Source organism: Paenibacillus sp. CAA11 (assembly GCF_003060825.1).
In the GTDB taxonomy this organism is placed as follows: Bacteria; Bacillota; Bacilli; order Paenibacillales; family Paenibacillaceae; genus Fontibacillus.
This window is the reverse complement of record NZ_CP028922.1, coordinates 2,188,160-2,212,500: the sequence shown is the minus strand read 5'-3', so window position 1 is coordinate 2,212,500 and position 24,341 is coordinate 2,188,160. Positions and strand designations below refer to the sequence as shown.

Genomic DNA, 24,341 nt, shown 5'->3' with positions numbered 1-24,341 from the left:
CCTCCATTTAGAGGATTACAGCTTTCTAATGTACCAAGCATCACAAGCAAAATGCTCTGACCCTTGAAGCGGCTTATCCAGAGGAAGAAAATCGTTTTTTTGGTAAAACCGGTTAGCCGCATGCATGTTCTGAAGCGTCTCTAAATAGCATTCACTATAATGTTGTCTGGCGAAATCAAGCGCAGTGCTGAGCAGCTGGGTTGCAATCCCGGTGCCTCTCGCCTCCTTAATCAGGTACATCTTCTGAAGTTCGCAAATATCGCTCAGTTCTGTAAAAGGTGCTATTCCGCAGCCACCAACAATTTCACCGTGGTCGATCGCAACCCAATAAGCCTTTCCAGCTCCGTTATTATAATAACTATAGAGATCCTTCATGCTTGGATCTGCCCAAGCGAGCCCTTCTCGGTTCCCGCCAAACTCCATCAAGCAGGTTCTTATAACTTGTTCAATAGCCTTGTTATCTTGCAACTGTATGGGTCTAATCATCATAATGACTCTGCTGCCTCCATATACGACTCTTGGTTAAATGTAATTTTAAATTAATCTGTCTTGCTTGTGCAATTGATCAAAGATTAATTGACTTACAGCAGATACCCGGTCACGGTCCCGATAATTCAGCCAGCATATTTCTTCAATCTCTGCCGCTGGAGAGAGACTGCCTTCAAATTCTGCACAGTAACAGGTCATCTTTACCTGAACCCCCTCGGTCTTGCCGTGGGCCTCTGCTTCAAATATCCCATATAGTGAGATGGTATCCGGCTTCAGCGCTACGGATAGCTCCTCTCTAACCTCTCGCAGCAAAGCTTCTGCGTCGGATTCTCCGGGTTCACGTTTGCCGCCTGGTATGTAATAAGTATCCTTCCCTTTGGAACGAGCACAGAGGATTCGTCCATCCTCTGTATAGACCCAAGCAATCTTATCAATGGTTGTTAACATGTGAAGCCCTCCAAATATGAGATTGATCTTTTCAATTTCATCGAAATAACAAGTTAAAATACTAGCCTTCTGAACGAACGGGATGAGCTTCTTTCTTTCGCTGCTCGCCCAGCTTAAACACGATAATCCCTCCAATAATAACCAATACCCCTAGCAGCTGATTTAACGTAAAGGGAACTTTATCGAGGCCTAACCAGCCCATAGAATCCCACAGCAGAGCAAATCCAAGCTGGGAGGTCATAACGAGCGATATCGCATAAGTAGGACCCAGAAGCTTAACCCCTTGCACTAGACAGATGACCACGCCTACACCGATCATTCCGCTGATCCAGTACCATGGCTGCATATGTTGCAGACGAAACGTCGCTCTGCCCTCAACGATCAGACTGAAGGTTAAAGAGGCAACAAAGCCCATACCCAGTACTAAGGCGGTCGTCGTCCAAGACCCTGTATGTTCATTCACTTTGCTATTAAAGATATTTTGCAGACTAACTAGTGAGCCAGCCAGCACTGCAAGTAAAAGTCCTGCAATCATGTTCATTCCCTCTATTCATAAATATTCCGTTCAGCTAGCGCCCTTAATCCCTCTTTATCCTTCACTACAATCGCTCCCTTGCTTCGCTCTATCAGCCCTTCCTGACTTAGCTTCAGGATTACCCGGTTTAAATGCCTGTAACTTGTACCGATCAAGTTGGCAACATCCACTAGTAGCCCGGTGCTTAGCTTCCCTACAAAAGCTGAATCCGTTTCATCAAAACATATAGACAGTAGGTAACTCGCAAGGCGTACCTCAACAGGATACATCAGATTAAAGCTTAAGAAGCTGGACTTCACATAAAATTTCTGGGCTAAAACATCCAGCAGAAACTTCAGCAATGGCGCATGATTCTGTCCATATTTATTCAGACAACGATAGGGCACAGCAATCATGTGGGCGGGAGAAACCACCTCAACAGTGTTGATGATCTCGATCCCCTTAATGTATTCAATATCACCAATCACCTCAAGCGGTGTCTTAAATGACACAATCAGCGTCTTACCCTCCGGTGAGGTCGTATAAATCTTCAGCTTACCCTTGACAAGCACATACAATGTGTCCGCCGCTTCACCCTGGGTGCAGACGGACTCACCAATATCATAGCTGTACAGCGACAGATGCGGAATTAACTGCTCACTAAATACGGATTCGATTTGATGAGCTTTAAGATAGGTTCTAAGCTGCCGTATATCTTGAATTTCTTTCATCGCTCAAATCCGCCTTTATTATAATTTTAAAATAATAACGCCAGCAATCATCATGCCGATCCCGACAAATTGGGGTAACCGCATCTGCTGTTTTTTAACACCAAACCATCCGTTGATATCTACCAAAAAAGTCAGGAGCAATTGCGCAATAAGAAGCGCTGATATGGTGAAGGTCACTCCTATGGTTTGAATGGCCGTCACTTCGCTAAAGATCACTACGGCACCAAAAGCCCCTCCAATTAGATAAAGCGGCTTCACCTTCCTAAACCCCCGCTTCTTCCCGTCCCTGACGAAGAACAAGATCCCCAGTGCTAACACAAAACCGGTAAGTTGGGTGATAGTGGCTGCCTGCCAAGTTCCGATATCCTGGCTGATTCTGGAGTTGGCGACGCCCTGAAGGGTTATACAAGCTCCACCAAGCAATGCTAAAATAATTCCTCTCATTTCTCTCTCTCCCATTCAAGGTCTGATCCTATTAAATGCTATTTCATACCTTCTCGGGAAGGACATATGTCCTGGATATAAAAAACATCCCTTCCATTCCCACCCATAACCCTCGCAGGCAATAGACAAAAAATGGAAGAGATCCAATGGATAACTCTACTAAACTTCGTACTTTTAATTTACTATAGCTCTAAGACCAGTGAGGCGGATGCGTAAGCGTGATGGGAAGCTTAGTCTTAGCATCTCCCTTGGCTGCATTAATCTGGAATTGAGTCAGAAACAGGCTTTCTGAAAGATCGGCACCCCTTAGGTCGGTATCCCGCATATCTGCACCGATGAGATCAGCCCACCGAAGATCGGCATCCCGTAGATCCGCGGCGATCAAGTATGCACCCCGAAGGTTCACACAGCGCAGATCAGCTCCCTTAAGCTTTGCTCCGATTAAATCTGCTCCCCGCTTGAATTCCCGGCGGTTTTGCGCGTTTTTGATTTGCTTCTTGGTCTCACTGCGTACAAGCTCGCTTGTCTCCAAGAGCAACTGATTGACTTCAGCCCGGTGGACTGCGAAGTTCAGTTCCAGCAATTCTGCCGCGCTCAGCTCTGTTAGCCGAACTGTCTCTTCAAGAGCTTGGCGCAGCTGAACCTCCAGAGCAGGTGAAGTTGTTCTAGCCAGAGCATCGTTCAAATACCACAGCAGCTCATACAAATGGCGCATTACAGGAAAGACTTCAAACATTTCTGCTGAAACTTCGGGCACTTCTCTCCAGCTCTGCGCTTTATATGTATGCTGAGAAACCTGCTGCCCCGCACCAAAGCAATCATAGACTGTACAGCCCCGGAAACCGAGCTGTCTCAATTCATTATGAACGCCGCAGCGGAAATTACCCTGAAGATGTGAACAAGGTTCACCAGCTCCCTTCGTCCTAGCGAAGTCCGATGACGCTGCATAGGGCAGCGCAACACAGCACAATCCGAAGCAATTCTCGCAATCCGCGCGAAGTGTTGAGGCATAGTCAATATCATTTCGTTGATCAAGCATAAATAAATCTCCCTTAATTAACTTCATTTCAAAACAAGCTTAATTTCAAGCACGATCGTTCGTCAACTAGCGGATCGTGCCGCATCGAATTATCTGGTAACCACTGCCTGCTCACGTATAGCCTGTTAATTAGACTTTACTTATAAAAGATCAGCTATTTCAGGCTCACGCTACTTGCCAGCTCTGTAAAAATAACTCCTAGGGCATAAGCTCCAGCATCGGGAACTCCGAGACTTCTCTCTCCAACGGTTCCTGCGCGCCCCATCCGGGCAACGATTTCTTCGGTTTTCTTAGCTCCTTGAACCGCAGCTTCTGCTCCTCTGACCAACGCACTCTTCATGTCCAGACCTGTTCTGACGCTTTCGCTCCAGGCATCCGCACAAGGCACAAGCGCATCAACCAAAGTCTTATCGCCAACTACAGCTCCGCGTCCAAAGGACCTCTCGCCAGTGGACTGAATGCCTGTTACAGCCGCCTGCAGCAGGTCAGCAAATTCGGCGACATCAAGTGCCGTTCGCTCACCCGCTGCCTTACCCGCTGCCCGAAATGCCGATCCCCAGATGGGTCCAGAAGCACCTCCGCAGTGCTCCATAATTACCATTGAGCACGCGCTGAGAAAACTGCCAATGCTCTGCGTATGTGCAGCTAAAATCTCACTCCACTCCCGTTTCAATTGACGAAATCCCTTCGCTACACTCATTCCAAAATCCCCGTCGCCCGCCTGCGAGTCAAGCTCACAGAAAGGAACCTCATTCTTGATGATGACCTCACTCATCATGTCGACCAGGTAGATCAGGTTATCTAGCGTAATTCGATCAGCTTCTATTCTGGAATGCTCGATCGCAGTTTGAACTTCATAAGAAACCGGAACCGAGTCTTCCTCATCGTCCCCTGCTCTGTCTGAATAGTGAACCGCTTCTACCGGACCGGATACCTTGAAGGCCGGCGTATCACATTCCTTGGATAACAAACTTTTAAGTTCCTCATCCAGCTTCATAATCGTTAAGGATGCCCCTGCCATATCAATGCTGGTCATATAATTCCCGACAAACGTCCGGCATACCTTGACCTGCTTCCTAGACAATTCTCTTGCAACAGAGTTGTTGAGGATATAAAGCTCCTGGAGAGGAGTAGCTCCAAAACCATTCACTAGAACAGCAATCTCCTCTGACTCGTTCCCGATCTGAAGATCTTGTAAAAGCGCCTCAACCATTCGTACTGCCAAACTGTCCGCAGAGGCGATGCCTTCACGCTGTATACCTGGTTCTCCATGAATCCCCACCCCGTACTCCATCTCATCCTCAGCCAGTTCAAAGGTAGGTGTTCCTTTGGCTGGAACGGTGCAAGAGGTAAGCGCGAAGCCAATGCTGCGAACATTCGCCGCAGCCTTCTCAGCAGCCGCCTTAACCTGCTGTAGACTCCGGCCCTCTTCTGCTGCGGCACCAGCAATTTTATGTACCAAAACCGTTCCAGCTACGCCTCTTCTTCCTACGGTATACAGGCTGTCCGTAACAGCAATATCGTCTTCTACTTTAACATAATCAACGGCAAGTCCGTCCTCACCGGCTAAGTAAGCCGCATTTTTGAAGTTCATCATATCGCCGCTATAATTCTTAATAATTAATAGAGTGCCCTTCTTGCCTGCGGCCGCTTTAATCCCTTGATAGACTTGAATTTGTGAAGGCGAGGCGAAGACATCTCCGCAAATGGCTGCATCCAGCATCCCCTTCCCGACAAATCCGGCATGAGCCGGTTCATGGCCGCTGCCACCACCGCTAATGACACTAACCTTGTTCTCCTGGATGCTGCGCTTCTTAATGATCTTATATTTTCTCAAAAATTCAAGCTCAGGGTGCGCCATTACCATGCCGTTGCACATTTCCGCCACGATATGTTCAGGATTGTTTATAATTTTCTTCACCAAGTCATCCTCCCAACTTATTCTTCATTAATTATATATAACCATAAAATAAATCATCGGCAAAAGCCGGTAACTCCGGGTCTCTTGCCGATGATCATCTAAGGATAGAGTCTAATCAAGATTAATAATCTTGGTGGCCATTTGCTTCAGCAGATCTCCTCTGCTGATCACCCCGACGACCTGCTTATGTTCGTTAACAACCGGAAGCTTCTTAAAATGGTGCTTCGCTAAAATTTGCAGCGCCTTTTCCAGCTCATCCTCCGGACTTACGGAATGAATTTTGGTCTTCATAATTTTTTTCGCAGAGGTATTAATTCTGTTTGATAACGCTTCCACCAATTCTTCTTGTTCAGTAACAATCACGTAAGAGAATACGTCATACACTGTCTGCTTCTGGGGGTTGATATAACGCAGCACATCACCGTCACTGATCATTCCAACAAGCTTGTTGTTTGCATCCGTTACGGGTACCCCGCTGATCCGATGATGGATAAAGAGACGAAGCACATCCTTCAGCGTCTGGTCCTGCTGAACCTTATGCACCTGCTGAATCATAAAATCTTTGACCTTCATCATAACCCCTCCTGCGTCCACTTAAGGATCAAAATACGATTCTGACTACAATTCCATTTTATCCCGCTCGGACTGAAAAGCAAAGCTAGTTGTTAATTTGTTTATGATCGTAGATTTTCTGAAGAAGATCAGTTAACTGATCTTTCTCTGCAGGAGATAAACATGCTGTTAATTCCACATTATATTGATGAAGAATATCTGAAAGCACAGGCGCAAATTCGATAGCCTTCTCTGTGGGATACACCCGATAAGACCGCCGATCCAACTCATCCACGACACGCAGGACATATCCGGCTTCCTCTAATTGTTTAACGCAGCGCGCTGTGGTCGCCTTATCGAAATTCACCTCATGGGTAAGCTGATCCTGATTGAGCCCAGGTGCCTGTATAATCGTCTTGAGATAACTGTGATGCCCACCACCGCCAAGCCCATATAATTTCAGCGTGCTGGCCAGCTCTCTTTGATGCATTCGATGAATATAGGAAATTAATTTACCTACAGTATTCTTCTTCATGATGACACCCTTTTTTTGTAAATATAAAAACTAAAACGATTTTACAATAAGTTAGTTGCATTCGCAACTAAAAAGGACTACACTGATTATCGTGAAAAAAAGTTGCGTCCGCAACAATATGGATTAGAGGTGCTGCTTGATGAACAAATTAAATGCCCCCCGACCTACATATCAGGATGACCCTTCAATCCAAAAGAAGCGATGGTTCATCTTGGTCGTCCTTAATCTCTTTACATTTATGTCTACCTTGGACGGCAGTATTGTCAACATTGCCTTGCCTGTAATTTCGAAGAACCTAGATCTCCCTGTCGCCCAAACAGAGTGGGTTGTTACCAGCTATTTAATGATGATCTGTGCAGCGATCCTTTTCTTTGGCAAACTGGGAGATATCGTAGGCAAGATAAAAGTCTTCAAGATCGGCATGATCATCTTCACCGCGGGTTCCCTGCTCTGCGGTTTTAGCGGAAGCCTACCGCTGCTCATCATCTCCCGCTTGGTTCAAGCCTTGGGCGCTTCAATGACAATGGCCAATAACCAGGGGATTGTTACGGATATTTTCCCCGCCAAGGAACGCGGAAAGGCCCTGGGCTTAATCGGCACGTTCGTCTCGCTTGGAAGTATTGCCGGACCAAGCTTGGGCGGAATTATTGTCGCCGGGCTGGGATGGGAATATATCTTCTGGGTCAACGTTCCGGTTGGCATCATCGCCATCCTTATCGGCTGGAGGGTATTACCTAAGGATCTTACCAAGCTTGAAGTGAGAATTGATAAGACCGGCAGCCTACTATTCACCTTATTTATACTCTCGCTGTTCGCAGGCTTACTTCTGGGACAGCAGGTAGGCTATGACGACATCCGCATTATTGGTTCACTAATTGCGGCGTTCCTAATCCTGATCAGCTTCTTATGGATTGAATCCCGGAAAGAAGCGCCTCTGCTGCAAATGACCTTATTTAAAAATCCTATGTTCTCTTTAAGTATTCTTTGTGGTTTCCTGGTATTCGTCGCCAACTTCTGCTTCAATATTATCGCGCCGTTCTATGCTCAGAGCATTCTGAATTTGTCACCTTCCCATGCGGGTCTGCTGCTCATGCTATTTCCTATCATCATGGTGATTGTAGCTCCTATCAGCGGGGCGCTGTCCGATAAGATAGGATCTGAGCTGCTAACCTTTGCCGGACTGGTCGTTATGGTGATTGCCCAGATCGGTCTCGCACAGCTGCACCAAGGCAGTCCTGTAATTCTAGTAGGAGTTTGGATCGCGATGCTCGGTCTTGGCAGCGGATTGTTCCAGTCTCCTAATAACTCGCTTGTCATGTCCAAAGTTCCGCGCACTCAGCTCGGTATTGCCGGCAGTATTAATTCGCTTGTACGAAATGTCGGCATGGTTGTCGGCATCACAGTTGCCACAACGACTCTCTTCGGCGTGATGAGCAGCAAGGCAGGCTACCGCGTAACCGGCCTCATTCCAGGACGCCCTGATTTATTCCTTAGCGGGATGCACATTGTGTTCCTTGCATCGGCTTCGATCTGCTTCGCGGCCGCACTCTTGACCGGTTGGAGACTATGGATGTCAAGGCTTAAGCAATAACATGATATTCTTTTCAAAAAAAGTGAAAGGGCGGGGTTCTTAGACCCCGTCCTTTCACTTTTTTGATTACACCATGATTCTCTTTAAGTGCCGTAAGTATCCGGCTCTGACGATGAAATAATAGACCATCTGCAAGGCCAAGAACCCAGCCGCAGCCATAAGCACAGGCTTGTAGTAAGAGTTAATATACACCATCTTTAAAATCGGAGCCAACACAACAAGACTAAATATGGTGGAGACAATGATCGGAATAAAAAACAGCAATCCAATCTGCAGGCTCGTCGATTTCTTCATTTCTGCCGTGCTGAGTCCAATTTTAGAAAGGGCACGATACATGGCTGCATCTGTCGACAGTTCCGTATGGAGCTTGAAATATAGAAAGCTTGCAGAAGCAAACGAAAATATCAAGGAGATAAAAATACCTATAAATCGGAATAAAGCTGTACCGAGCTTTAATTTAATATAACCGTCGCTGCGGATGGATAACAAATTTCCATGGTCATGATCCTCATTCCATTTCCCTATATCTACCCCCAGACGATATTCTTGACTCGCTTCATCAGGCAAAGACCCACTGTTCCAAGCCGGTACTTCATAGAAATAGACCGTATCAGCCCTCTGTTCCTGAGCGCGAAGCTGTTTATATAAATCATCGCTTACAATAAGAAGGTTTGTATTTATGTAGCCCATGTAAGGCAGTGCCTTACTGCCAACTGAACCCTGAATCTGAACTTGCTTTCCGCCTTCCAGAACGATTTCTATCGGCTTATCTACATTCACTGGAGAGGATTTCGCTGCATCATATACAAGGAGTGCTTGGCCATGCTTAGAATCCAATGGGATTGAATTAAGGCCTATCGCATTCTCGATCTGATTAAAAATGGACAAAGGCATAACCGACAAATATTTAAGAGAACGGTGACTTGAGCTCTTGTTGATACTCTCCACCTTGAACTGATTATAGACAACACCGGCCGCCTCAAGCTGTCGATTGATATGATCCAGATCTTCCTTAACAAAGGACTCATTAGTGCTGTAATACCTCAAAACAAAGGGATCATCCAAATAACTATCCCGGTTATCCTCATCCATCGCTATGACTACCCCGGCGCTCATGCTGGCAATGGAAATGACGACCGTCACCAGAAAGAGCATTCTTGCATTGTCCTTTAACTTATAGGCCATTTCCGATACCCATAACAAATTTACTTTCTTCCACACCCATGTTCGCCGCTTCTTGATCCACCCAATCAACAGAACAGAAATTTGTGAATAGAACAAGTAAGTCCCCGCGATCCCTGCTGCAGCTGCGATAAACAGCTTAACGGGTGTTAAACGTCCCATATAAAGAGCGTACCACCCAATTCCGAGCAGAACAGCCCCGAGGAAGGACCAAACCCAAGAAACCTTCGGTTCCTTCTTAACTGCAGCCGAGCCTCCTTTTAGCAGCTGTAATGCTTGACTCTTCTTAATCATGCTTAAGGTAAAGACCGAAATACAAATAAACAAAGCGAGAAATGAGATCACCGTTATCTTAATGGCCCCGGTCGGCCAATAAAAGGGCAGCTCCTGTACCTCCATCATCTTTGTCCCAAACAATAAGAACATCTTCGAGAGAATCAGCCCGCTGGCCACACCGGATACGATCGCAGCCATGCCAATCAACATGTTCTCAATAAAAATCAGCCGATTGATCTGGCCCGGCCTAGCCCCAAGAATTAAAAGAAGGCCAAACTCTCTTCGCCGATTCTTCAAAAATTGACTGATTGAATACAGCACAAAAAATACTGCGAACACAAATATGACATATTCAGCGATCTTCATAACCGCCTGCGAGAGCTTGCCCAGCTGGATTTGCTCCACTTCTGGGTGATTTACAAATACGGCAAAGCAGAAGAAGATCATAACCATAAAGGCACTGCTAAGGAAATAAGCCATGTAAGCCCGGCTATTTCGTCTAACATTATTAAACGCGAATCGAGGAAAATTCATTGCTGCTCCCTCCCCACAAGGACAAGGTGTCTATAATCTTCTGAAAAAAAGCCAGACGATTGTTCCCCTGATGAATCTCGGCGGATAGCCTTCCGTCACGAATGAAGACGATCCTGTCGCAATAACTTGCCGACACTGGATCATGGGTCACCAGCATAATTGTCGTTCCGTCCTGACGATTGATGTTCTCCAGGGATTCCATCACAACACGTGAAGCTCCGGAATCCAAAGCACCCGTTGGCTCATCTGCGAGCAGCAATGCCGGCGAAGTGATGATCGCCCGCGCAATCGCCGTACGCTGGCGTTGTCCTCCCGATATTTCATAAGGTCGCTTTGCCAAAAGAGACTCCAAACCCAGCCGCTCTACAGTCTGCTTTAGCCGCAGCTTCATCTCCTTCATCTTGGCGCTATCAAGTGTCAAGGGCAGCACAATGTTCTCTTCAACCGTTAGCGTATCCAGCAGATTAAAATCCTGAAAGACAAATCCAAGCTGTCTGCGCCGAAATAAAGCCAGCTCCTCCTTGCGAAGCTGATAAGGATTGCTGTTATTGATCATTACAGAACCGGAGCTCGGGGTGTCAATCGTTGACACCATATTAAGCAGTGTGGTCTTGCCGCTTCCCGACGGCCCCATAATTCCTACAAACTCGCCTGCCTTCACCGTAAGATGGATATCCTTTAAAGCTACGGTGGAGACGCTTCCTGCATACACTTTATTTAAGTCCCTAATTTCGACCATATTCACATGAGATGCATCCTTTCCAATCATTTTTTCAGAACCCTTCTGCACCATCCAGCCAACCCCCATAGTCCGCCAACCCCAATAGAACCTAATGTAAATATCCAGAATTCAGAGAATTTCCCACTTTGAAAGGCTCCGCGTATAGATTGAAACGGATCGATCAAAATGAGGAAACCCATGTGAAATTGATATATGATCAATGAAAATACCGTAACTACAACAAATGCAAATATGGACCTGCCAAAATACAAACATACCACGCCTGTAATGATCAACTTAGATATACAAGCCAACGCAAACATGATATAGATTAACAATGTCGATAAACTGGACCCCATCTGCTTTACGTCTACAAGTGGAGCTGCTTCAGAAGATTGAGGGAATAAGAATAAGGCTCCGATACTCGACATTAGATAAGCCATTGCAACGAATCCTAGTGTTGTCACAACTAGTGCTCCTAATTTGACAAGCCAGAATTGGCTCATCCGGTATGGCCGCTGCAAATACACCCGATAAGCACCGGATCGAAACTCACTACAGATATGATCGGTATAAAGTAACGGTAAAAGGATAGTTGTAGACAAGAGTGATATGCTGTCCAGCAGATACCACGGTAAATTCCCCCGGTTTAAGAGCTCGCGCCCCGTAGCACTCCCATAATCTCCATAGCCTCTAAGCTTAAGTTTGATTAAGGAGTACGCGATCAAAGCAAGCCCAATCAAAAAGAGAATGATAAGAGACTTCTGCCGCCACATGCGTTCCATCTCGCTTTTCCATAGTCCGCCCATCTTCAATCTCCCTCCTCTTCCCAGCCGCCAAGCTCAAGGAACGCATCCTCCAGCCTTTGCCCTTCTGATGCAAGAAGCGATGTAGCACCTTGCCAAATCACCTCACCCGAGCGGATCACAAGCACTTCATCACAAATCTGCTGTATCTCATCCAGCAAATGACTTGAGATCAGTATGGTACGGTTACCTGTGTCACGCAGCTCAGTCAACAGGTTCCGAAGAATACGCACACCCAAGGGATCAAGCCCGTTAGCAGGCTCATCCAGGATAATCACTTCAGGATCTCCTAGCATGGCTTGAGCAATCCCCAGCCTTTGCTTCATACCAAGGGAGTAACTTTTAATCTTCTGGTCCGCCTGACCTAACAGCTTCACGTCCTTTAGCAGTTTCTCAATATAGCTCTCCCGTTCCGCTGATGAAATATTTGAATGCAGCCGGGATAAATTACGCAAGGCTTGCCTCCCGGTCATACTTTTAAAAAAGGCAGGTGTTTCTATCAGTGCGCCAACCTGTCTCAAAGCAATGCTTCGTTCCGAATGAACATCATCTCCATGAATCCGGATATGACCACCGGAAGGTTGAGTCATTCCAGTCATAAGGCGAATTAATGTGCTTTTTCCTGCCCCATTAGGGCCAATGAGTCCATAAATTTTACCTTTTCTTAAGCAAAATGACATATCCTTTATTACAACCCGCCGGCTCTCCCGTCTGGTAACATGATCGACTTCTATCATCTTCTCTTGCAATCCTACCCCTTCCTTCCTGACATTACGTTTCAAAAAGAACTGCTTTGAGGTTCTTCTATAATGTACAGGACAAAGGAAGATTGCTGCCATGGACTAGACTTACTTAACTCTTACATTTCATTTAAGTGAATGTTCGGCTTAGCGATCCTTAAAGCATAAAAAGGGACCTCAATGAGGTCCGCTTTCCTGTCAATGGATTTTCGAAGAGCTTCCCTTATGCTTCAGGGACGGACTCTTTCTTTAAAAATAATACTTACCTCCGTTCCTTGGTCCGGCTCTGAAGCGATCTCGACCCCATGTCCCAGCCGCTTACAAGCTTCACTAACCAGATACAATCCCATCCCTGTAGATTCATGATACTGCCTGCCGCGCTCACCGGTAAAATAGGGATTAAATACCCTGCCTATGTCTTCTTTCAGAATGCCGATTCCTTCATCCCGGATACTCAGAATTAGCATATCTTCACCAGGCTTAACTTCGACATAAACCTTTTTTCCTGCACCTTGTGTATAGTTCACGGCATTCACGAGAAGCTGGCCGACGATAAAGAACAGCCATTTCTTATCGCTCAGCACATGAATTTCAGGATCAATTTGAATAACCGGGGTTAATCTCTTTCGAATAAATAATTTACGATTGTCTGCAAATGCCTGGTGGATTAATTGCTGGAGATTAACTTTTTCAACCTTGATATCATGCTCAAATCGATCCAATCTGGATGTGTGTAGGACCATCTCCATGCCTTTCCTCAGACGGTCAACCTCTTCCAATATGCTGTTGGCCTTAGCGGGATCATCAATCTCCTGTACGGTAAGCTGAATGACGGAAAGCGGGGTCTTCATCTGATGCACCCAGCGGTGTATAAACACAATATGATGCTCCATACGGCTGCGATGATAATGCAGCTCCTCCTGATTTAGCCGATCAACCTGCTTCACGAACTCTCCGACCGCCTCAGGAAGCGGCGCCTCTCCCAAAGGACGAAGCGATACATAACCGCCAGCATTAGTGGGCTGACTCAGCTGACGATATAACGAACGCTCAGTGAAATATCGGTAGCCTAAGTATAGAACCAGGATAAACATGCTCAGCAGTATTCCATACAACACGATGCTTGGCGGACGCTCATCTCCCGTCATCCAGTACAGCAAGGGGACAAGCAGCATTTGTACGGAATAGAACAGAACTAACGGACAGTGCTCCCTCCAGAATAGTCTCATTATTCCAGGCCCCCTGGCTGTGTTGTCAGCCGGTAACCTGCCCCTCGGATGGTCTCGATGGTTACTTGCGCGCCAATTTCCTTCAGCTTCTTCCGCACTCGGGTGATATATACATTTAAGGTGTTATCATCAATAAAATGTTGGTCTTCCCACATTAAATCCAGCAGCTGATCTCGGCTGACGACTCTTCCTTCCTTGAGCATCAGAGCTTCCAGCAGCGTCCCTTCCTTTTGGGTTAGCTCAGCTGATTTGCCATTCATTTGAACAGATAGCCGCTCCGGGTACAGTATTAAACCATCCAACTCTAATGTTCTCTCTTCGTGTCCTAAGGCATATTCTCCATAAGCTCTTCTCAGCTGGCTGCGTATTTTGGCCATCACTACTTCATAATTGAACGGCTTGGTAATATAGTCGTCTCCTCCATTCTCCAGCGCCATCACTTGATCCATTTGACTGTCGCGTGAGGAGATAAATAGAATCGGACATAGGGATTCATTGCGAATCTGCCTGCACCAATAGAATCCATCATACTGAGGCAGGTTGATATCCAGCAGCACAAGATCCGCCTGACATTCTCTAAACGTGCTCATAACTTGTCCATATTGCTCGGCTTGCTTTACTTCATAACCATATTTAGAGATATGATTACGAAGCATTTCGGAGATTTTAGGGTCGTCTTCAATGATAAGTACTGTGTATGTAATCATAATCCTCTCCTTAGTGCCCCTCTCGAACCACAATCTGAACTTTAGATCATTTGGAAAGGAGAGGGTTCTTCAACAAAGCAAACTTCAGTATTGGTGAAGCGTCGGCGCAGCCATTCGACCAGGAGCTTCATGCCGGGAATTTCGCTCTCCGCATGCCCAAGCACAATAGCGGCCTGACTTTTACCAGTGTAGACAGCATCCCGTATGTATTCTGGTGTCTCCCACTCGGGACCTTCTCCATAGATCACTAGCTCTACGTTCTCTTCCTCAAATAAGGGGATCACAAGGCTGCCCCCGCCTCTGTAGCCTACAAGTACACCGACCTTTGTACATTTCGAGGTACCGCTCCCTATGAGACGGACATTCGGAATCGCAAGCTTGCGCTTGATATGCTTCGCTACATCGAGTGCCGATAACTCAGAAATCACAGCAACAGCCGCATGACGATCGTGCTTTATTACGAATTTCTCCCATCCCAATACTCGAAGGAGACCTAATGTAACCCCATCCGGTTCATAGCTATGAATGGCATCATGACAACGAATTACAGCTATTTTATGCTCCTCGATGCGTTGTTGTTTGGCTGCTGCAAGAGCACAGCTTCCATGACTAACATCATGATAATGACTGTAAAATAATCCTTCATGTGTAATGATGAGATTTGCTCCAAGCTCAATCGCTCTCTCTATCACATACCAGCTGCAGTTGAAAGCAACAACAACTTTGATTACAGCATCTTCAGGCCTGCCGAACAGCAGCCCGTCAACACCTTCTCCTTGCTTAAGATGAACCACTTGCTCTTTGAGCGACTCCCAAATCTCTTGGACGGTTGTGATCATGCGGAATGCTCTCCTCTCTTGATCCAGCAAGATACCAGTACCAAATAATACCTAATTATAAGTCAAGGTCAAATCTTGAGGCAATGAATTCATATGGAGTGAAGCAATCAATCCGGTATAAATCTCTTTATCTAATTTTAGTTAATCAGCCGCCTGGTAAATACAGGTGGCTGATTTCTAGCAGGGATTTCGTCAGTTTACATCGAATTTATAACGAATTATGATATCAAAACATAAAATTATACTAAGTATGATCTGCTTTATTTGTCTTCTGGCCAGCATACGCCTGATCTGGGAATATGCATGGTCTTCTCCTTCACAGCACTCTGCTGTACAAGGAATATTGGATCTTAGAAAGTGGCAGCCTGATTCCAGGCACACCCTATCGCTGGATGGTGAGTGGGAGTTCTACCCCCATGCATTCATCGAACCCGATGAATTCACACGAGCGGCGGAACATCCTCATAGTTATACCAATGTACCTGGAGATTGGAAATCAGCCTTTCCTCAAGAGGAGGCGTCTGCGTTAGGCTATGGTACATATCGCCTGCATATTTTACTCAATCCTGAATGGAAGGAAGCATATCCGAGCTACAAATTGTTACTTAAAAATATTACAACTTCCGCCAGAGTATACGCGAACGGAAAGCTATTGCTAACCGTCGGTGAACCAGCCACAAGTAAGGCTCAATATACTCCCAGCAGCAGAGTGTATATGATTGATGTCCCGGCTGCAGAACGGGAACTCGACCTTGTTCTTCAAGTTGCTAACTTTGATAATTTTATGAAAGGCGGTATTGGGCAATCCATTAAGTTCGGGTCGCCACAAGCAATAAATTTAGAGAGAATGGTCGGTATTACTTTACAATTGGCAACCATTCTTATTCTCCTATTACATGTAATTTATATGAGCATCCTCTATTGGTTCAGCAGCAGACAAAAGATATATTTCTATTTCATCATTCTGTTGCTGTTCGCTGCGGTGGGAGTTTCCCTGGATGAAGATCGGCTGCTAGTATCCTTGCTCTCGTTAAATTACACGGGGACGATCAAACTGGCACTTGTCACAAGCCTTGCCACATCTGCACTCATGCTCAAAGTAGCTGATTTGCTTAGAATTGAACGGAAACATCAGGCATTCTTCAGATGCTACTACACCATAGCCTTGTTATATATTGCTTTCGTTATTGCAACACCTGTTAGTTGGTCTATGTATTCTAGAGCCATTGGTATATTTGGAATTGTAGTCCTATCCGCCTCTTTAGCTATTCCAGTCATCATCATTCGATTTGTAATGAACAAGGACCGCTCCGCCATCTGGCTTCTGCTGGCTGCAAGCAGCATCGCTTCAAGTATGTTCTGGGGTTTATTCAAAAATATAAACTATGCTGAAGGAGGTTACTATCCTTTCGACCTACTGATTGGTTTCTTGGGGCTTGGCGCGTACTGGTTCAGGAACTATTTCCTAAATGCTGACCGAACAGCCAAGCTGGCTGAGCGGCTAAAGCGGAGCAATAAGATGAAGGATGAATTTTTGACAAATACTTCCCATGAGCTCCGGACACCGCTGCACGGGATGATTAATATTGCCCAGGCAGTACTAAACAACCAAAATAATAAGCTGACAAACGAAAGTAAAAGCGACTTAGCTCTTATCGGTGAGGTAGGCCAGCGAATGTCATTGCTTCTTCAAGACTTGCTAGATCTTGCCCAGCTGAGAGAGAATAGACTTCGGCTTCAGCTCAGCACTGTTCGCCTTGCATCCGTGGCAAACGGTGTGGTAGGAATGCTCCGCCATACGATTCCAACCCAGACCGTCCAATTAAATCTGGAAATTCCAAGTACCTTCCCATTGATCCAGGCTGATGAACAAAGATTAGTTCAGATCCTGTTCAACTTAGTCCATAATGCAATTAAGTTCACACCTCATGGGTCCGTTACGATTCATGCGAGTGTTCAGGGGAAATGGGCTTGGATCCATATTTCGGATACTGGTATTGGCATCGCAAAAGACTATCAGGATCGAATCTTTGAGTCCTATGAGCAAGGAGATCCTCTAACGTCTGCAGCGCGCGGCGGTCTAGGGCTTGGTCTCAGTATTGTTCGCAACCTTGTGGAGCTGCACGGCGGACAGCTGAAGCTTCAATCGTCACCCGGAGAAGGCTCTAAATTCTCGTTCTCCATGCCGCTTGCTGGCGAGCAGAAAGCTGCTCTTGATCAAGAGGCAAAAGATTCAACTTATGAGGAGTTAACTGCTGCCACCGTCCCCCTTGAAGCTTACGATTTACACCAAGCTGCTGCCATGGCAGATAACTCAACGGGTGAAGACAAAATACATGTATTGGCCGTGGACGACGATCCCGTCAATTTGAGAATTCTAGGGAATATTCTTTCTCCAGAAAAATATAACGTGGTCAAGGTAGGCAGCGGTGCAGAAGCATTAGAGATCCTTGATTATCGCCCATGGGATCTTCTCATCGCCGATGTTATGATGAGTCAAATGTCCGGATATGAGCTTGCCCGTGCTGTTCGTGAGAGATACTCCATCTCCGAGCTGCCCATTCTGCTGCTAACAGCTCGGTCTCTGCCTGAGGACATTTATACCGGTTTCCTTGCGGGAGCCAATGATTACATTACGAAGCCTGTAGACTCACTTGAACTTCAGTACAGGGTTAAGGCAATGACGGATTTAAAGCGTTCTACCGAAAAGCGTTTAAGACTTGAGGCAGCCTATCTGCAGGCACAAATTCAGCCTCATTTCTTGTTCAACACCTTAAATTCCATTACCGCATTAAGTGATATTGATACGGATAGAATGAGCTCCATGATCGATGCATTCAGTACCTATCTTAAAATTAGCTTCGATTATTGGAATGAAATGCCCTTAGTTCCGCTCGAACATGAGCTGGATCTGGTAAAATCATATCTGTATATTGAGCATGAGCGGTTTGAAAATCGACTTCAGGTTCAGATCAGCATAGATCCTGAAGTGAACCTTCAGATGCTGCTGCCGCCCCTAAGTATACAGCCTCTGGTTGAGAATGCGGTGAGACATGGTGTATTAAGCCGGTCTAAAGGCGGGAAAGTTAGTCTTCACATAACTCAGCATTCCAATTTCGTCTCATTCTCGGTAATCGATGATGGGATCGGAATGGAAGAAGGTAAAGTTGCCGAACTGCTAGCCCCCTCTTCCAACGGACGCAGAGGCATCGGAATACTAAATACAGATCGGCGGCTTAAGCAAAGATATGGACAGGGGCTTACTATAACGAGCCACATCGGCCAAGGAACACATATTTCTTTTAATATTCCAATACGCTAGCTTAAGTTGTGCTATGCTTATATTAACTTCGTAACTTAAGGATAATAGACTGGTGGGATTTACATGATCAAGGCTATTTTAATCGATGATGAGATTCTGGCTCTGAAGCAATTAAGCAAATTGCTGAATAAGGTCAGTGAGTTTGAGATTGTGGGCTCTTACACGGAGCCCCTTCCAGCCATCGAAGCTGCCGGCGTGCTCAAGCCGGATATTATCTTTCTTGATATCGTCATGCCGGAGATGAACGGAATGCAGACAGCTGAATTCATACAGCAGGTGAGTCCGAGCTCTCATATTGTATTTGTAACCGGCTATGACCGTTATGCCATCGATGCCTTTGAAATGAATGCCTTAGACTACGTTCTTAAGCCTGTCCAAATGAATAGATTGACCAAAACGGTTAACCGAATTACCGATAGACTTTTATCTTCTGATGAGCAGCAGACAGGCGCATTAGAGAAGAAAATCTGTTGTTTTCAATCTTTAAGACCTGAGATGGTGCATCGCAGTCACGGACATCATGAACGTACTCTCCCCTTCCGCTGGAGAACCACAAAGGCACAAGAACTGTTTGCTTATCTTTTGCATCACCGTAACCGCTTTGTCAATAAAGATACTTTAATTCAAGAGTTCTGGCCCGACCATGAATTCAAAAAAGCATCTACATATCTGTACACAACCATATATCATATCCGTCAATGTCTGAAGCAAGCAGACTTGGAGATCACCATCAGCAATGTGAGCGGCGGAGAAGGCTATATGCTGAATACCAACCAAGTTCAGGTGGACGTAGATATGCTTGAAGGCGGAATCAGAGCGCTTGGCGCCGTAACTAAGTTGAATATCACGGACCACCGGCAGATTTCCGACCTGTATACCGGGGATTATCTTGCAGAGCATGATTATTTCTGGGCGGAAAGTGAACGGCATCGTCTTCGCACAGTATGGCTCCATCATGCAGCGATGCTTGCGGATTTTTATTCTAATCACGATATGCTTGCAGAGGCCATTACAATGTACAAACGAATCACACAATTCCATCCTTATTATGAGGATGGGCATTTGGGTCTTCTGCAAGCTTATGCTTCTGCGGGCGACAGAATGGCTGTACAAGAACACTATCAGCACATTGAACAGATGTATTCCGCAGAACTGGAGATTCCGCTTCCTGAATTTATACTGCAATGGTATTACAAGTGGAATTCGTCCCAAGACGCTGGGATGTTAACAGAATTCCGGGCCTAACCAGCCCGGTTTTTTGTTTAGTTTTTGTACATGTACATTGATTACAATGATTCTTAACGATAGAAATTCTGCAATCTGCCTAAGCAAAGGGTGTGGTCAACAAGAATGATAAGAAAATTATCATTTGTAGTTATTATTCTGGGTATATGCCTCTTCCTCTTCCCGAAAGGAAGGGAGCTGTACTACGATTTCGAGCAAAGACTGTTAATGGCACAGCTGGAAGAGGAAGCTTCTCCCGGGTTAGAAGGACAAAATAAGCAGCTGCTCGAATCCGGATTTGCGAAGCTGAATCAAATCTTGAATCTCTCAGGAGATGCTGAAGAAGCAAGCCGCCCTACTTCCAATAACAACACCAACTTGCCGAATCAAGCAGTTGGTATGATTCTTATTGACAAAATTAATGTCAAGCTGCCAATTCTAGAGGGAGCAACCAAACAAAACATGAAATATGCTGCCGCTCATCTCAGTGAAACTGCTCCATTAGGGGGGAATGGGAATGCAGCGATTGCTGCTCATAGAGCCCATACCCAAGGGAGGTTATTCAACCGCCTGAACGAATTAGAGATTGGTGACCGTGTTGAGCTCCGGCTAAAAGACCAAACGGATCAGGTCTATGAAGTATATAACATTACCATTGTTGAACCAACAGAAGTATCCGTTCTGGAGGGCGATGCGCGAGAAAGAATTATTACCCTAATTACTTGTGATCCCCTGATTAATCCAACGCACCGGCTTATTGTTAAAGCAAAGCTGGTGTCTGAGAAGAAGCCTAAACCGAACGTAGTATTGAATTAATAGATCTAAAAAGCCTGCTGATATTTCAGCAGGCTTTTTGGCATTTAAAGAGGTTATTTTGCGTTTTTGCTTATTTTGCTTTTCTTGAAAATAACTGCTCCAGCAATCCCCAGCATAATCAAAGTAATCCCCAATAATTGAATCATGAAGTAGCTCTCTTCGCCCGTCTTTGGAAGCATAGGCTTGCTAGACGTATCGCCACCCTTGTCATGATCATCTGGCGAATCACTAATTCCGCCGGTTGGTGTGTCATCATTAAGATCCACAAGATCAGGATCTTCAGCAGGCTGTGCATCCGGTTTAGTTGGCGTTGGCTCCAGAATCTGATCCCCCGGCACCAGAATTGGCGTTGTTGGTTCCGGTGTTACCGGTACAGGTGTTGGCTCTGGAGTTACTGGTGTAGGCGCAGGCCCAGGCTGTGTGGGTATAGTTGGACTTGGTGTTGGATTTGGATTTACCGGTGTTGGACTTGGGTCTACAGGTGTAGGATTCGGGTTCACCGGTGTTGGGTTCGGATCTACAGGTGTTGGATTCGGATCTGTTGGCCCAGGAGAAGGCTCTGTAGGTGTTTTTTGATTTTCTACAGTAACCGCCGGATTCAAATCACTTGAACTAATGGTAATCGGATATTCTGTTGGGAGAACCTGGTACCCCCGTGGTGCAGTAATTTCTTTAAGCTTATAATTCCCTACCAGCAGCTTGGTGAAGACCGCTTTCCCATATTCGTCGGTAGTTTGCGTGTCTACCAAAATAGACGATCCGTTAGCCATGTTGCGGTAGAGCTCAAATACAGCGCCTTGCAAGAAGAGACCCGGATCCTCTTTATCGGTCTTAGTAACTGTTAATTCTCCTCTTTTTCCGCTTCCGGTACCAGACCCTGAGGTTACGCCCACGATGACTTCTTCAGAGGTTTCACTGGTAACTGTCTTGATGTTGTTTCCTTCAAATTTAACCTTGTTGGTGACCTTCTCCCCATCATTTGCTTTAATTAGGGACTGATATTCTAGAATATACGCTTCATCAATATCCTTATTGAAGCTCAAGGTAAAGATTGCTTCCCCTTGATCATTTGTTCCCGAAACAATGGAATAGTCTGTGTCCCGTAGTAGCTCGTCACTCTTAATAACATTACCTTTATCATCAACCTTGGTTGAATATAAATGATAGCTTTCAGGCAGCAGCACCTGGTTGCTCGTAGGCGTATCAATAATTTTTGCCTGAGCTACGTGGCTCTGTCCCTCATTGATCACAATACTCCAATTGATCAACTCGCCGGCTTGCTTACCTGTTTTGGTAACATACTCCCCGCCATGCGGAACTGTAACGGAAGCTTTCAAATTCTCTGAAACTTGCTTCGTGCCATCCATAAGAACAGCTTGATTCTCGATCTTACGGTCAATGAGGTTCCCATCCATGCTCGTCTTGAAGGTAAGAATATAGCCTTCGTTAATCTCTTTGTTAAATGAGACAGTCATGACATTGCTCTGCTCGTCATACTTTAAGCTGTATTCTGATGCAGGTATAATATCCCCGGAAGACACCTTCCCTGAAGACGCATCAATATTCATTTTGTGAACTTCAAGAGAACTTTCATCGAGCTTCTGATCTTGAAGCAGTGTATCAACAACCTGAGGCTTGCTAATCTGCTTCAGATTATAGTTAACACCTAGTGTCCATGTAATTTCTTTATTCTTCGGATTATAGGAACCCAGCTTATATCCGTTATTCTTGGTATAAGAATTGGGGTCAAACGTGCTAACTGCGGTTATAGAGTGATCTGTTCCGCCGCTATCTTTCCAACGGATCGCTGCGTGGTTTGGCATGGATTTGCCCGAGCCAGTCACCCAGTCGGTGTTAAATTTTGTTGTGTAGGTAATCGTGAATTGCGTAGCGATAGGTTTGTTAAACTTCAGTTCAAAACCAAGCTTATGATCTGCCGGGGTACCTTTGTAATTGATTTCATAATCCCCGCCGCTAACCACAGGCTGACCATCAATCTGAAGTGAATCTGGAATCAGCTCAAGGCCGCCATTTGGAAATGCATCTTCAATAACGACTGAATTTACAGGAAGGCGATTTCCATTAAGTGTAATTTTCCAGTCCACAGTCTTGTTGACATAATCGACATTTCCATTTGTCTTCTTGCCAAAAAGCTGAATAATCCCTTGATCATCCCAAGATTCTTGTCCATCAGAAGTGACTTTATTCGTTACCGTAGCATCTTCGTATACAGGTACGCTAACTTTCGTACGGTATTTGATCACATAAGCGGATGTAATGTCCGAGTTGAACTGAAGCTCAAATCCGCCCTGATGATTATCTGTTAATGTATAATTGCTGACTTTGCTTCCCTGAATCATATTCCCGGACGAATCGAAGGTTACCTCGTAAACTGCGAGTTCTTCAAGGCTTTGTGTATCTGTATTTGTGAAAGCATCACTCAGTAGTGCTTTTTGCTGAGGAATCGCCTGCTCCCCGAAGTTATAGTTAATCTCCCAATCTATGGTTTGATGAACAGGATCATAATTAACCGCCTTCTTCTTCAGCAGATCCCCATACTTAATTCCAACAGTTGCACTTGCTGTAGCATCTTGATAATTCGTCCCGCTCAAGATTGCTGTGTTGGTGAAGTTTGTACCGCTAGTGATTTTCGTTGTATAGCGGAGCTGATAGGCTTGATTGATAGAAGAGTCACTGAACTTTATTTGAAAGTCCTTGCCATCTTGTGTCTTCACGATGCTGTATTTAGAAGCATCGACCTGGCCTCCAGCGACGACGGAACCATCAAGATTCACATCCAAATGATACAGCTCGATCGTTCCTTGATTCAATTCTAGTCCGTCTGGAATCGGATCGGTAAGAACAGCGTTCTCAATCGTCTCCAGCTTCTTATTCAAATTTATGACCCAGCTGATGTTCTGACCGTTCAGCCTCTTATCAGGTGAACCTGTCTTATCTATGGTTGTATCCACATTGGGTTTGAACTCAACCGGGATCTCTTGTTCTCCCCCTTGGGTCGGGAATTTGATCACCTGCTTGGAGCTGCCCGTTATTTTTTGTTTATCAAATCTCGCATTCACGGTCAGCTTCCCATGGACCTCATCATAGTTGCTAATAAACTCATTAAAGGTCATCGTTACCTTGCGGGTATCTTTGTCTACCACGAAAGCACCTACATTATCACTTCCATTGATGACCAAGTCACCCTCGACATTATTGAACATGACGAATTTATCTGCGGGCAGCAAATCAAAGGTAAATGTGTCCCCCTGGGTGTAATCATGTCCATTGTCAAGCTTCCAGTCGAAGTCCAGCTGAACACTTGCTCCCTGCTCGTAGACTGCATCTGTGACGGTATTTCCGGATCCGTCTTTGGCAGTAAGTGCAACATTGGTGATCAGATTGTCGGTGACTTCCTTGGCATAAGCAGCCGTCAACATTCCCAGACCCTGAAGCACCTGAACTAGAAGCAGTAGCCCCACCACGCCTATGCTCAGTTTTTTCTTCATGAATACCGTACCTCCCCAACTCTCAAATACATATATTAGCTCCTTTCTCTATGATTTAATTCATACTTTTCTATATTACCTAGAGCGAATAGACAAAATCTGAACAATATCCATATATTTCTTGCCTTGCATATTAAAAAAAGCCCATTCCGCATTCAGCAGAACGAGCTTTG

At 45.5% G+C, this 24,341-nt stretch carries 21 protein-coding genes; 4 read left to right on the top strand and 17 right to left on the bottom strand.

The window, feature by feature from the left end; all coding sequences use genetic code 11:
- Positions 1-15: 15 nt before the first annotated feature.
- The 9 genes from DCC85_RS10345 to DCC85_RS10305 all read right to left on the bottom strand — a co-directional run bounded on the left by DCC85_RS10345 (position 16) and on the right by DCC85_RS10305 (position 6,672).
- Positions 16-489: a GNAT family N-acetyltransferase gene (locus DCC85_RS10345; protein ID WP_108465522.1), complete on the bottom strand. Its 474-nt coding sequence runs from the start codon at positions 487-489 to the stop codon at positions 16-18.
- A gap of 45 nt (positions 490-534) precedes the next feature.
- The gene (locus DCC85_RS10340; protein WP_108465521.1) at positions 535-936 is read right to left on the bottom strand and encodes an NUDIX hydrolase; all 402 of its coding nucleotides are present in this window, start codon (positions 934-936) and stop codon (positions 535-537) included.
- 61 nt (positions 937-997) lie between these two features.
- Positions 998-1,471, bottom strand: a complete 474-nt coding sequence (locus tag DCC85_RS10335) for a DMT family transporter (RefSeq protein WP_108465520.1) — start codon at positions 1,469-1,471, stop codon at positions 998-1,000.
- Between the two features lie 11 nt (positions 1,472-1,482).
- Positions 1,483-2,181, bottom strand: coding sequence for a Crp/Fnr family transcriptional regulator (locus DCC85_RS10330; RefSeq protein ID WP_108465519.1), 699 nt, complete (start codon positions 2,179-2,181; stop codon positions 1,483-1,485).
- Positions 2,182-2,199: 18 nt separating this feature from the next.
- A complete protein-coding gene (locus DCC85_RS10325; RefSeq protein WP_108465518.1) occupies positions 2,200-2,625 on the bottom strand; it encodes a DMT family transporter in 426 nt (141 codons plus the stop codon).
- Between the two features lie 190 nt (positions 2,626-2,815).
- Positions 2,816-3,664 carry a pentapeptide repeat-containing protein gene (locus tag DCC85_RS10320; protein ID WP_108465517.1) on the bottom strand — a complete coding sequence of 283 codons (849 nt, stop codon included), beginning with the start codon at positions 3,662-3,664 and terminating at the stop codon, positions 2,816-2,818.
- A gap of 154 nt (positions 3,665-3,818) precedes the next feature.
- On the bottom strand, positions 3,819-5,585 hold the full coding sequence (gene dhaK / locus DCC85_RS10315; RefSeq protein ID WP_108465516.1) for a dihydroxyacetone kinase subunit DhaK: 1,767 nt from the start codon (positions 5,583-5,585) through the stop codon (positions 3,819-3,821).
- A 111-nt stretch (positions 5,586-5,696) separates the two neighbouring features.
- Entirely contained in the window at positions 5,697-6,161 is a 465-nt protein-coding gene (locus DCC85_RS10310) for a CBS domain-containing protein (RefSeq protein ID WP_234414414.1), read from the bottom strand.
- An 82-nt stretch (positions 6,162-6,243) separates the two neighbouring features.
- Positions 6,244-6,672 (bottom strand): MarR family winged helix-turn-helix transcriptional regulator, encoded by a 429-nt coding sequence (locus DCC85_RS10305; protein WP_108465514.1) that lies wholly within the window; start codon positions 6,670-6,672, stop codon positions 6,244-6,246.
- Between the two features lie 139 nt (positions 6,673-6,811).
- Between DCC85_RS10305 and DCC85_RS10300 the strand changes: the two genes are divergently transcribed.
- A complete protein-coding gene (locus DCC85_RS10300; RefSeq protein ID WP_108465513.1) occupies positions 6,812-8,263 on the top strand; it encodes an MFS transporter in 1,452 nt (483 codons plus the stop codon).
- A gap of 66 nt (positions 8,264-8,329) precedes the next feature.
- On the opposite strand, the gene DCC85_RS10295 is transcribed toward DCC85_RS10300, so the two are convergent.
- The 7 genes from DCC85_RS10295 to DCC85_RS10265 all read right to left on the bottom strand — a co-directional run bounded on the left by DCC85_RS10295 (position 8,330) and on the right by DCC85_RS10265 (position 15,297).
- Complete coding sequence (locus tag DCC85_RS10295; protein WP_108465512.1) at positions 8,330-10,255, bottom strand: FtsX-like permease family protein; 1,926 nt, start codon at positions 10,253-10,255, stop codon at positions 8,330-8,332.
- Positions 10,230-11,024 carry an ABC transporter ATP-binding protein gene (locus DCC85_RS10290; protein ID WP_199909994.1) on the bottom strand — a complete coding sequence of 265 codons (795 nt, stop codon included), beginning with the start codon at positions 11,022-11,024 and terminating at the stop codon, positions 10,230-10,232. The genes DCC85_RS10295 and DCC85_RS10290 overlap by 26 nt, the downstream gene beginning before the upstream one ends.
- On the bottom strand, positions 11,021-11,785 hold the full coding sequence (locus DCC85_RS10285; RefSeq protein ID WP_108465511.1) for a hypothetical protein: 765 nt from the start codon (positions 11,783-11,785) through the stop codon (positions 11,021-11,023). Before DCC85_RS10285 ends, DCC85_RS10290 begins: the two co-directional genes overlap by 4 nt.
- Positions 11,786-11,787: 2 nt before the next feature.
- A complete protein-coding gene (locus tag DCC85_RS10280) occupies positions 11,788-12,531 on the bottom strand; it encodes an ABC transporter ATP-binding protein (protein WP_108465510.1) in 744 nt (247 codons plus the stop codon).
- A 221-nt stretch (positions 12,532-12,752) separates the two neighbouring features.
- On the bottom strand, positions 12,753-13,751 hold the full coding sequence (locus tag DCC85_RS10275) for a sensor histidine kinase (protein ID WP_108465509.1): 999 nt from the start codon (positions 13,749-13,751) through the stop codon (positions 12,753-12,755).
- Entirely contained in the window at positions 13,751-14,458 is a 708-nt protein-coding gene (locus DCC85_RS10270; protein WP_108465508.1) for a response regulator transcription factor, read from the bottom strand. The genes DCC85_RS10275 and DCC85_RS10270 overlap by 1 nt, the downstream gene beginning before the upstream one ends.
- 41 nt (positions 14,459-14,499) lie before the next feature.
- Positions 14,500-15,297, bottom strand: coding sequence for a Nif3-like dinuclear metal center hexameric protein (locus DCC85_RS10265; protein ID WP_108465507.1), 798 nt, complete (start codon positions 15,295-15,297; stop codon positions 14,500-14,502).
- A gap of 343 nt (positions 15,298-15,640) precedes the next feature.
- Between DCC85_RS10265 and DCC85_RS10260 the strand changes: the two genes are divergently transcribed.
- The 3 genes from DCC85_RS10260 (at position 15,641) to DCC85_RS10250 (ending at position 20,659) form a co-directional block, all read left to right on the top strand.
- Positions 15,641-18,619 (top strand): hybrid sensor histidine kinase/response regulator, encoded by a 2,979-nt coding sequence (locus DCC85_RS10260; RefSeq protein WP_234414413.1) that lies wholly within the window; start codon positions 15,641-15,643, stop codon positions 18,617-18,619.
- 63 nt (positions 18,620-18,682) lie between these two features.
- Positions 18,683-19,864 (top strand): response regulator, encoded by a 1,182-nt coding sequence (locus DCC85_RS10255; RefSeq protein WP_108465505.1) that lies wholly within the window; start codon positions 18,683-18,685, stop codon positions 19,862-19,864.
- A 105-nt stretch (positions 19,865-19,969) separates the two neighbouring features.
- Entirely contained in the window at positions 19,970-20,659 is a 690-nt protein-coding gene (locus DCC85_RS10250; RefSeq protein WP_234414412.1) for a class D sortase, read from the top strand.
- A 53-nt stretch (positions 20,660-20,712) separates the two neighbouring features.
- Here DCC85_RS10250 and DCC85_RS10245 read toward each other — a convergent pair whose 3' ends face one another.
- The gene (locus tag DCC85_RS10245) at positions 20,713-24,168 is read right to left on the bottom strand and encodes an LPXTG cell wall anchor domain-containing protein (protein WP_108465504.1); all 3,456 of its coding nucleotides are present in this window, start codon (positions 24,166-24,168) and stop codon (positions 20,713-20,715) included.
- Between the last annotated feature and the right edge of the window lie 173 nt (positions 24,169-24,341).

Excerpts from the sequence above, each read along its gene's own strand:
- DCC85_RS10345 (WP_108465522.1), bottom strand. The coding sequence starts at position 489 with ATGATGATTAGACCCATACAGTTGCAAGATAACAAGGCTATTGAACAA.
- DCC85_RS10340 (WP_108465521.1), bottom strand. The coding sequence starts at position 936 with ATGTTAACAACCATTGATAAGATTGCTTGGGTCTATACAGAGGATGGA.
- DCC85_RS10335 (WP_108465520.1), bottom strand. The coding sequence starts at position 1,471 with ATGATTGCAGGACTTTTACTTGCAGTGCTGGCTGGCTCACTAGTTAGT.
- DCC85_RS10330 (WP_108465519.1), bottom strand. The coding sequence starts at position 2,181 with ATGAAAGAAATTCAAGATATACGGCAGCTTAGAACCTATCTTAAAGCT.
- DCC85_RS10325 (WP_108465518.1), bottom strand. The coding sequence starts at position 2,625 with ATGAGAGGAATTATTTTAGCATTGCTTGGTGGAGCTTGTATAACCCTT.
- DCC85_RS10320 (WP_108465517.1), bottom strand. The coding sequence starts at position 3,664 with ATGCTTGATCAACGAAATGATATTGACTATGCCTCAACACTTCGCGCG.
- DCC85_RS10310 (WP_234414414.1), bottom strand. The coding sequence starts at position 6,161 with ATGATGAAGGTCAAAGATTTTATGATTCAGCAGGTGCATAAGGTTCAG.
- DCC85_RS10305 (WP_108465514.1), bottom strand. The coding sequence starts at position 6,672 with ATGAAGAAGAATACTGTAGGTAAATTAATTTCCTATATTCATCGAATG.
- DCC85_RS10300 (WP_108465513.1), top strand. The coding sequence starts at position 6,812 with ATGAACAAATTAAATGCCCCCCGACCTACATATCAGGATGACCCTTCA.
- DCC85_RS10295 (WP_108465512.1), bottom strand. The coding sequence starts at position 10,255 with ATGAATTTTCCTCGATTCGCGTTTAATAATGTTAGACGAAATAGCCGG.
- DCC85_RS10290 (WP_199909994.1), bottom strand. The coding sequence starts at position 11,024 with ATGATTGGAAAGGATGCATCTCATGTGAATATGGTCGAAATTAGGGAC.
- DCC85_RS10285 (WP_108465511.1), bottom strand. The coding sequence starts at position 11,785 with ATGGGCGGACTATGGAAAAGCGAGATGGAACGCATGTGGCGGCAGAAG.
- DCC85_RS10275 (WP_108465509.1), bottom strand. The coding sequence starts at position 13,751 with ATGAGACTATTCTGGAGGGAGCACTGTCCGTTAGTTCTGTTCTATTCC.
- DCC85_RS10270 (WP_108465508.1), bottom strand. The coding sequence starts at position 14,458 with ATGATTACATACACAGTACTTATCATTGAAGACGACCCTAAAATCTCC.
- DCC85_RS10265 (WP_108465507.1), bottom strand. The coding sequence starts at position 15,297 with ATGATCACAACCGTCCAAGAGATTTGGGAGTCGCTCAAAGAGCAAGTG.
- DCC85_RS10255 (WP_108465505.1), top strand. The coding sequence starts at position 18,683 with ATGATCAAGGCTATTTTAATCGATGATGAGATTCTGGCTCTGAAGCAA.
- DCC85_RS10250 (WP_234414412.1), top strand. The coding sequence starts at position 19,970 with ATGATAAGAAAATTATCATTTGTAGTTATTATTCTGGGTATATGCCTC.
- DCC85_RS10245 (WP_108465504.1), bottom strand. The coding sequence starts at position 24,168 with ATGAAGAAAAAACTGAGCATAGGCGTGGTGGGGCTACTGCTTCTAGTT.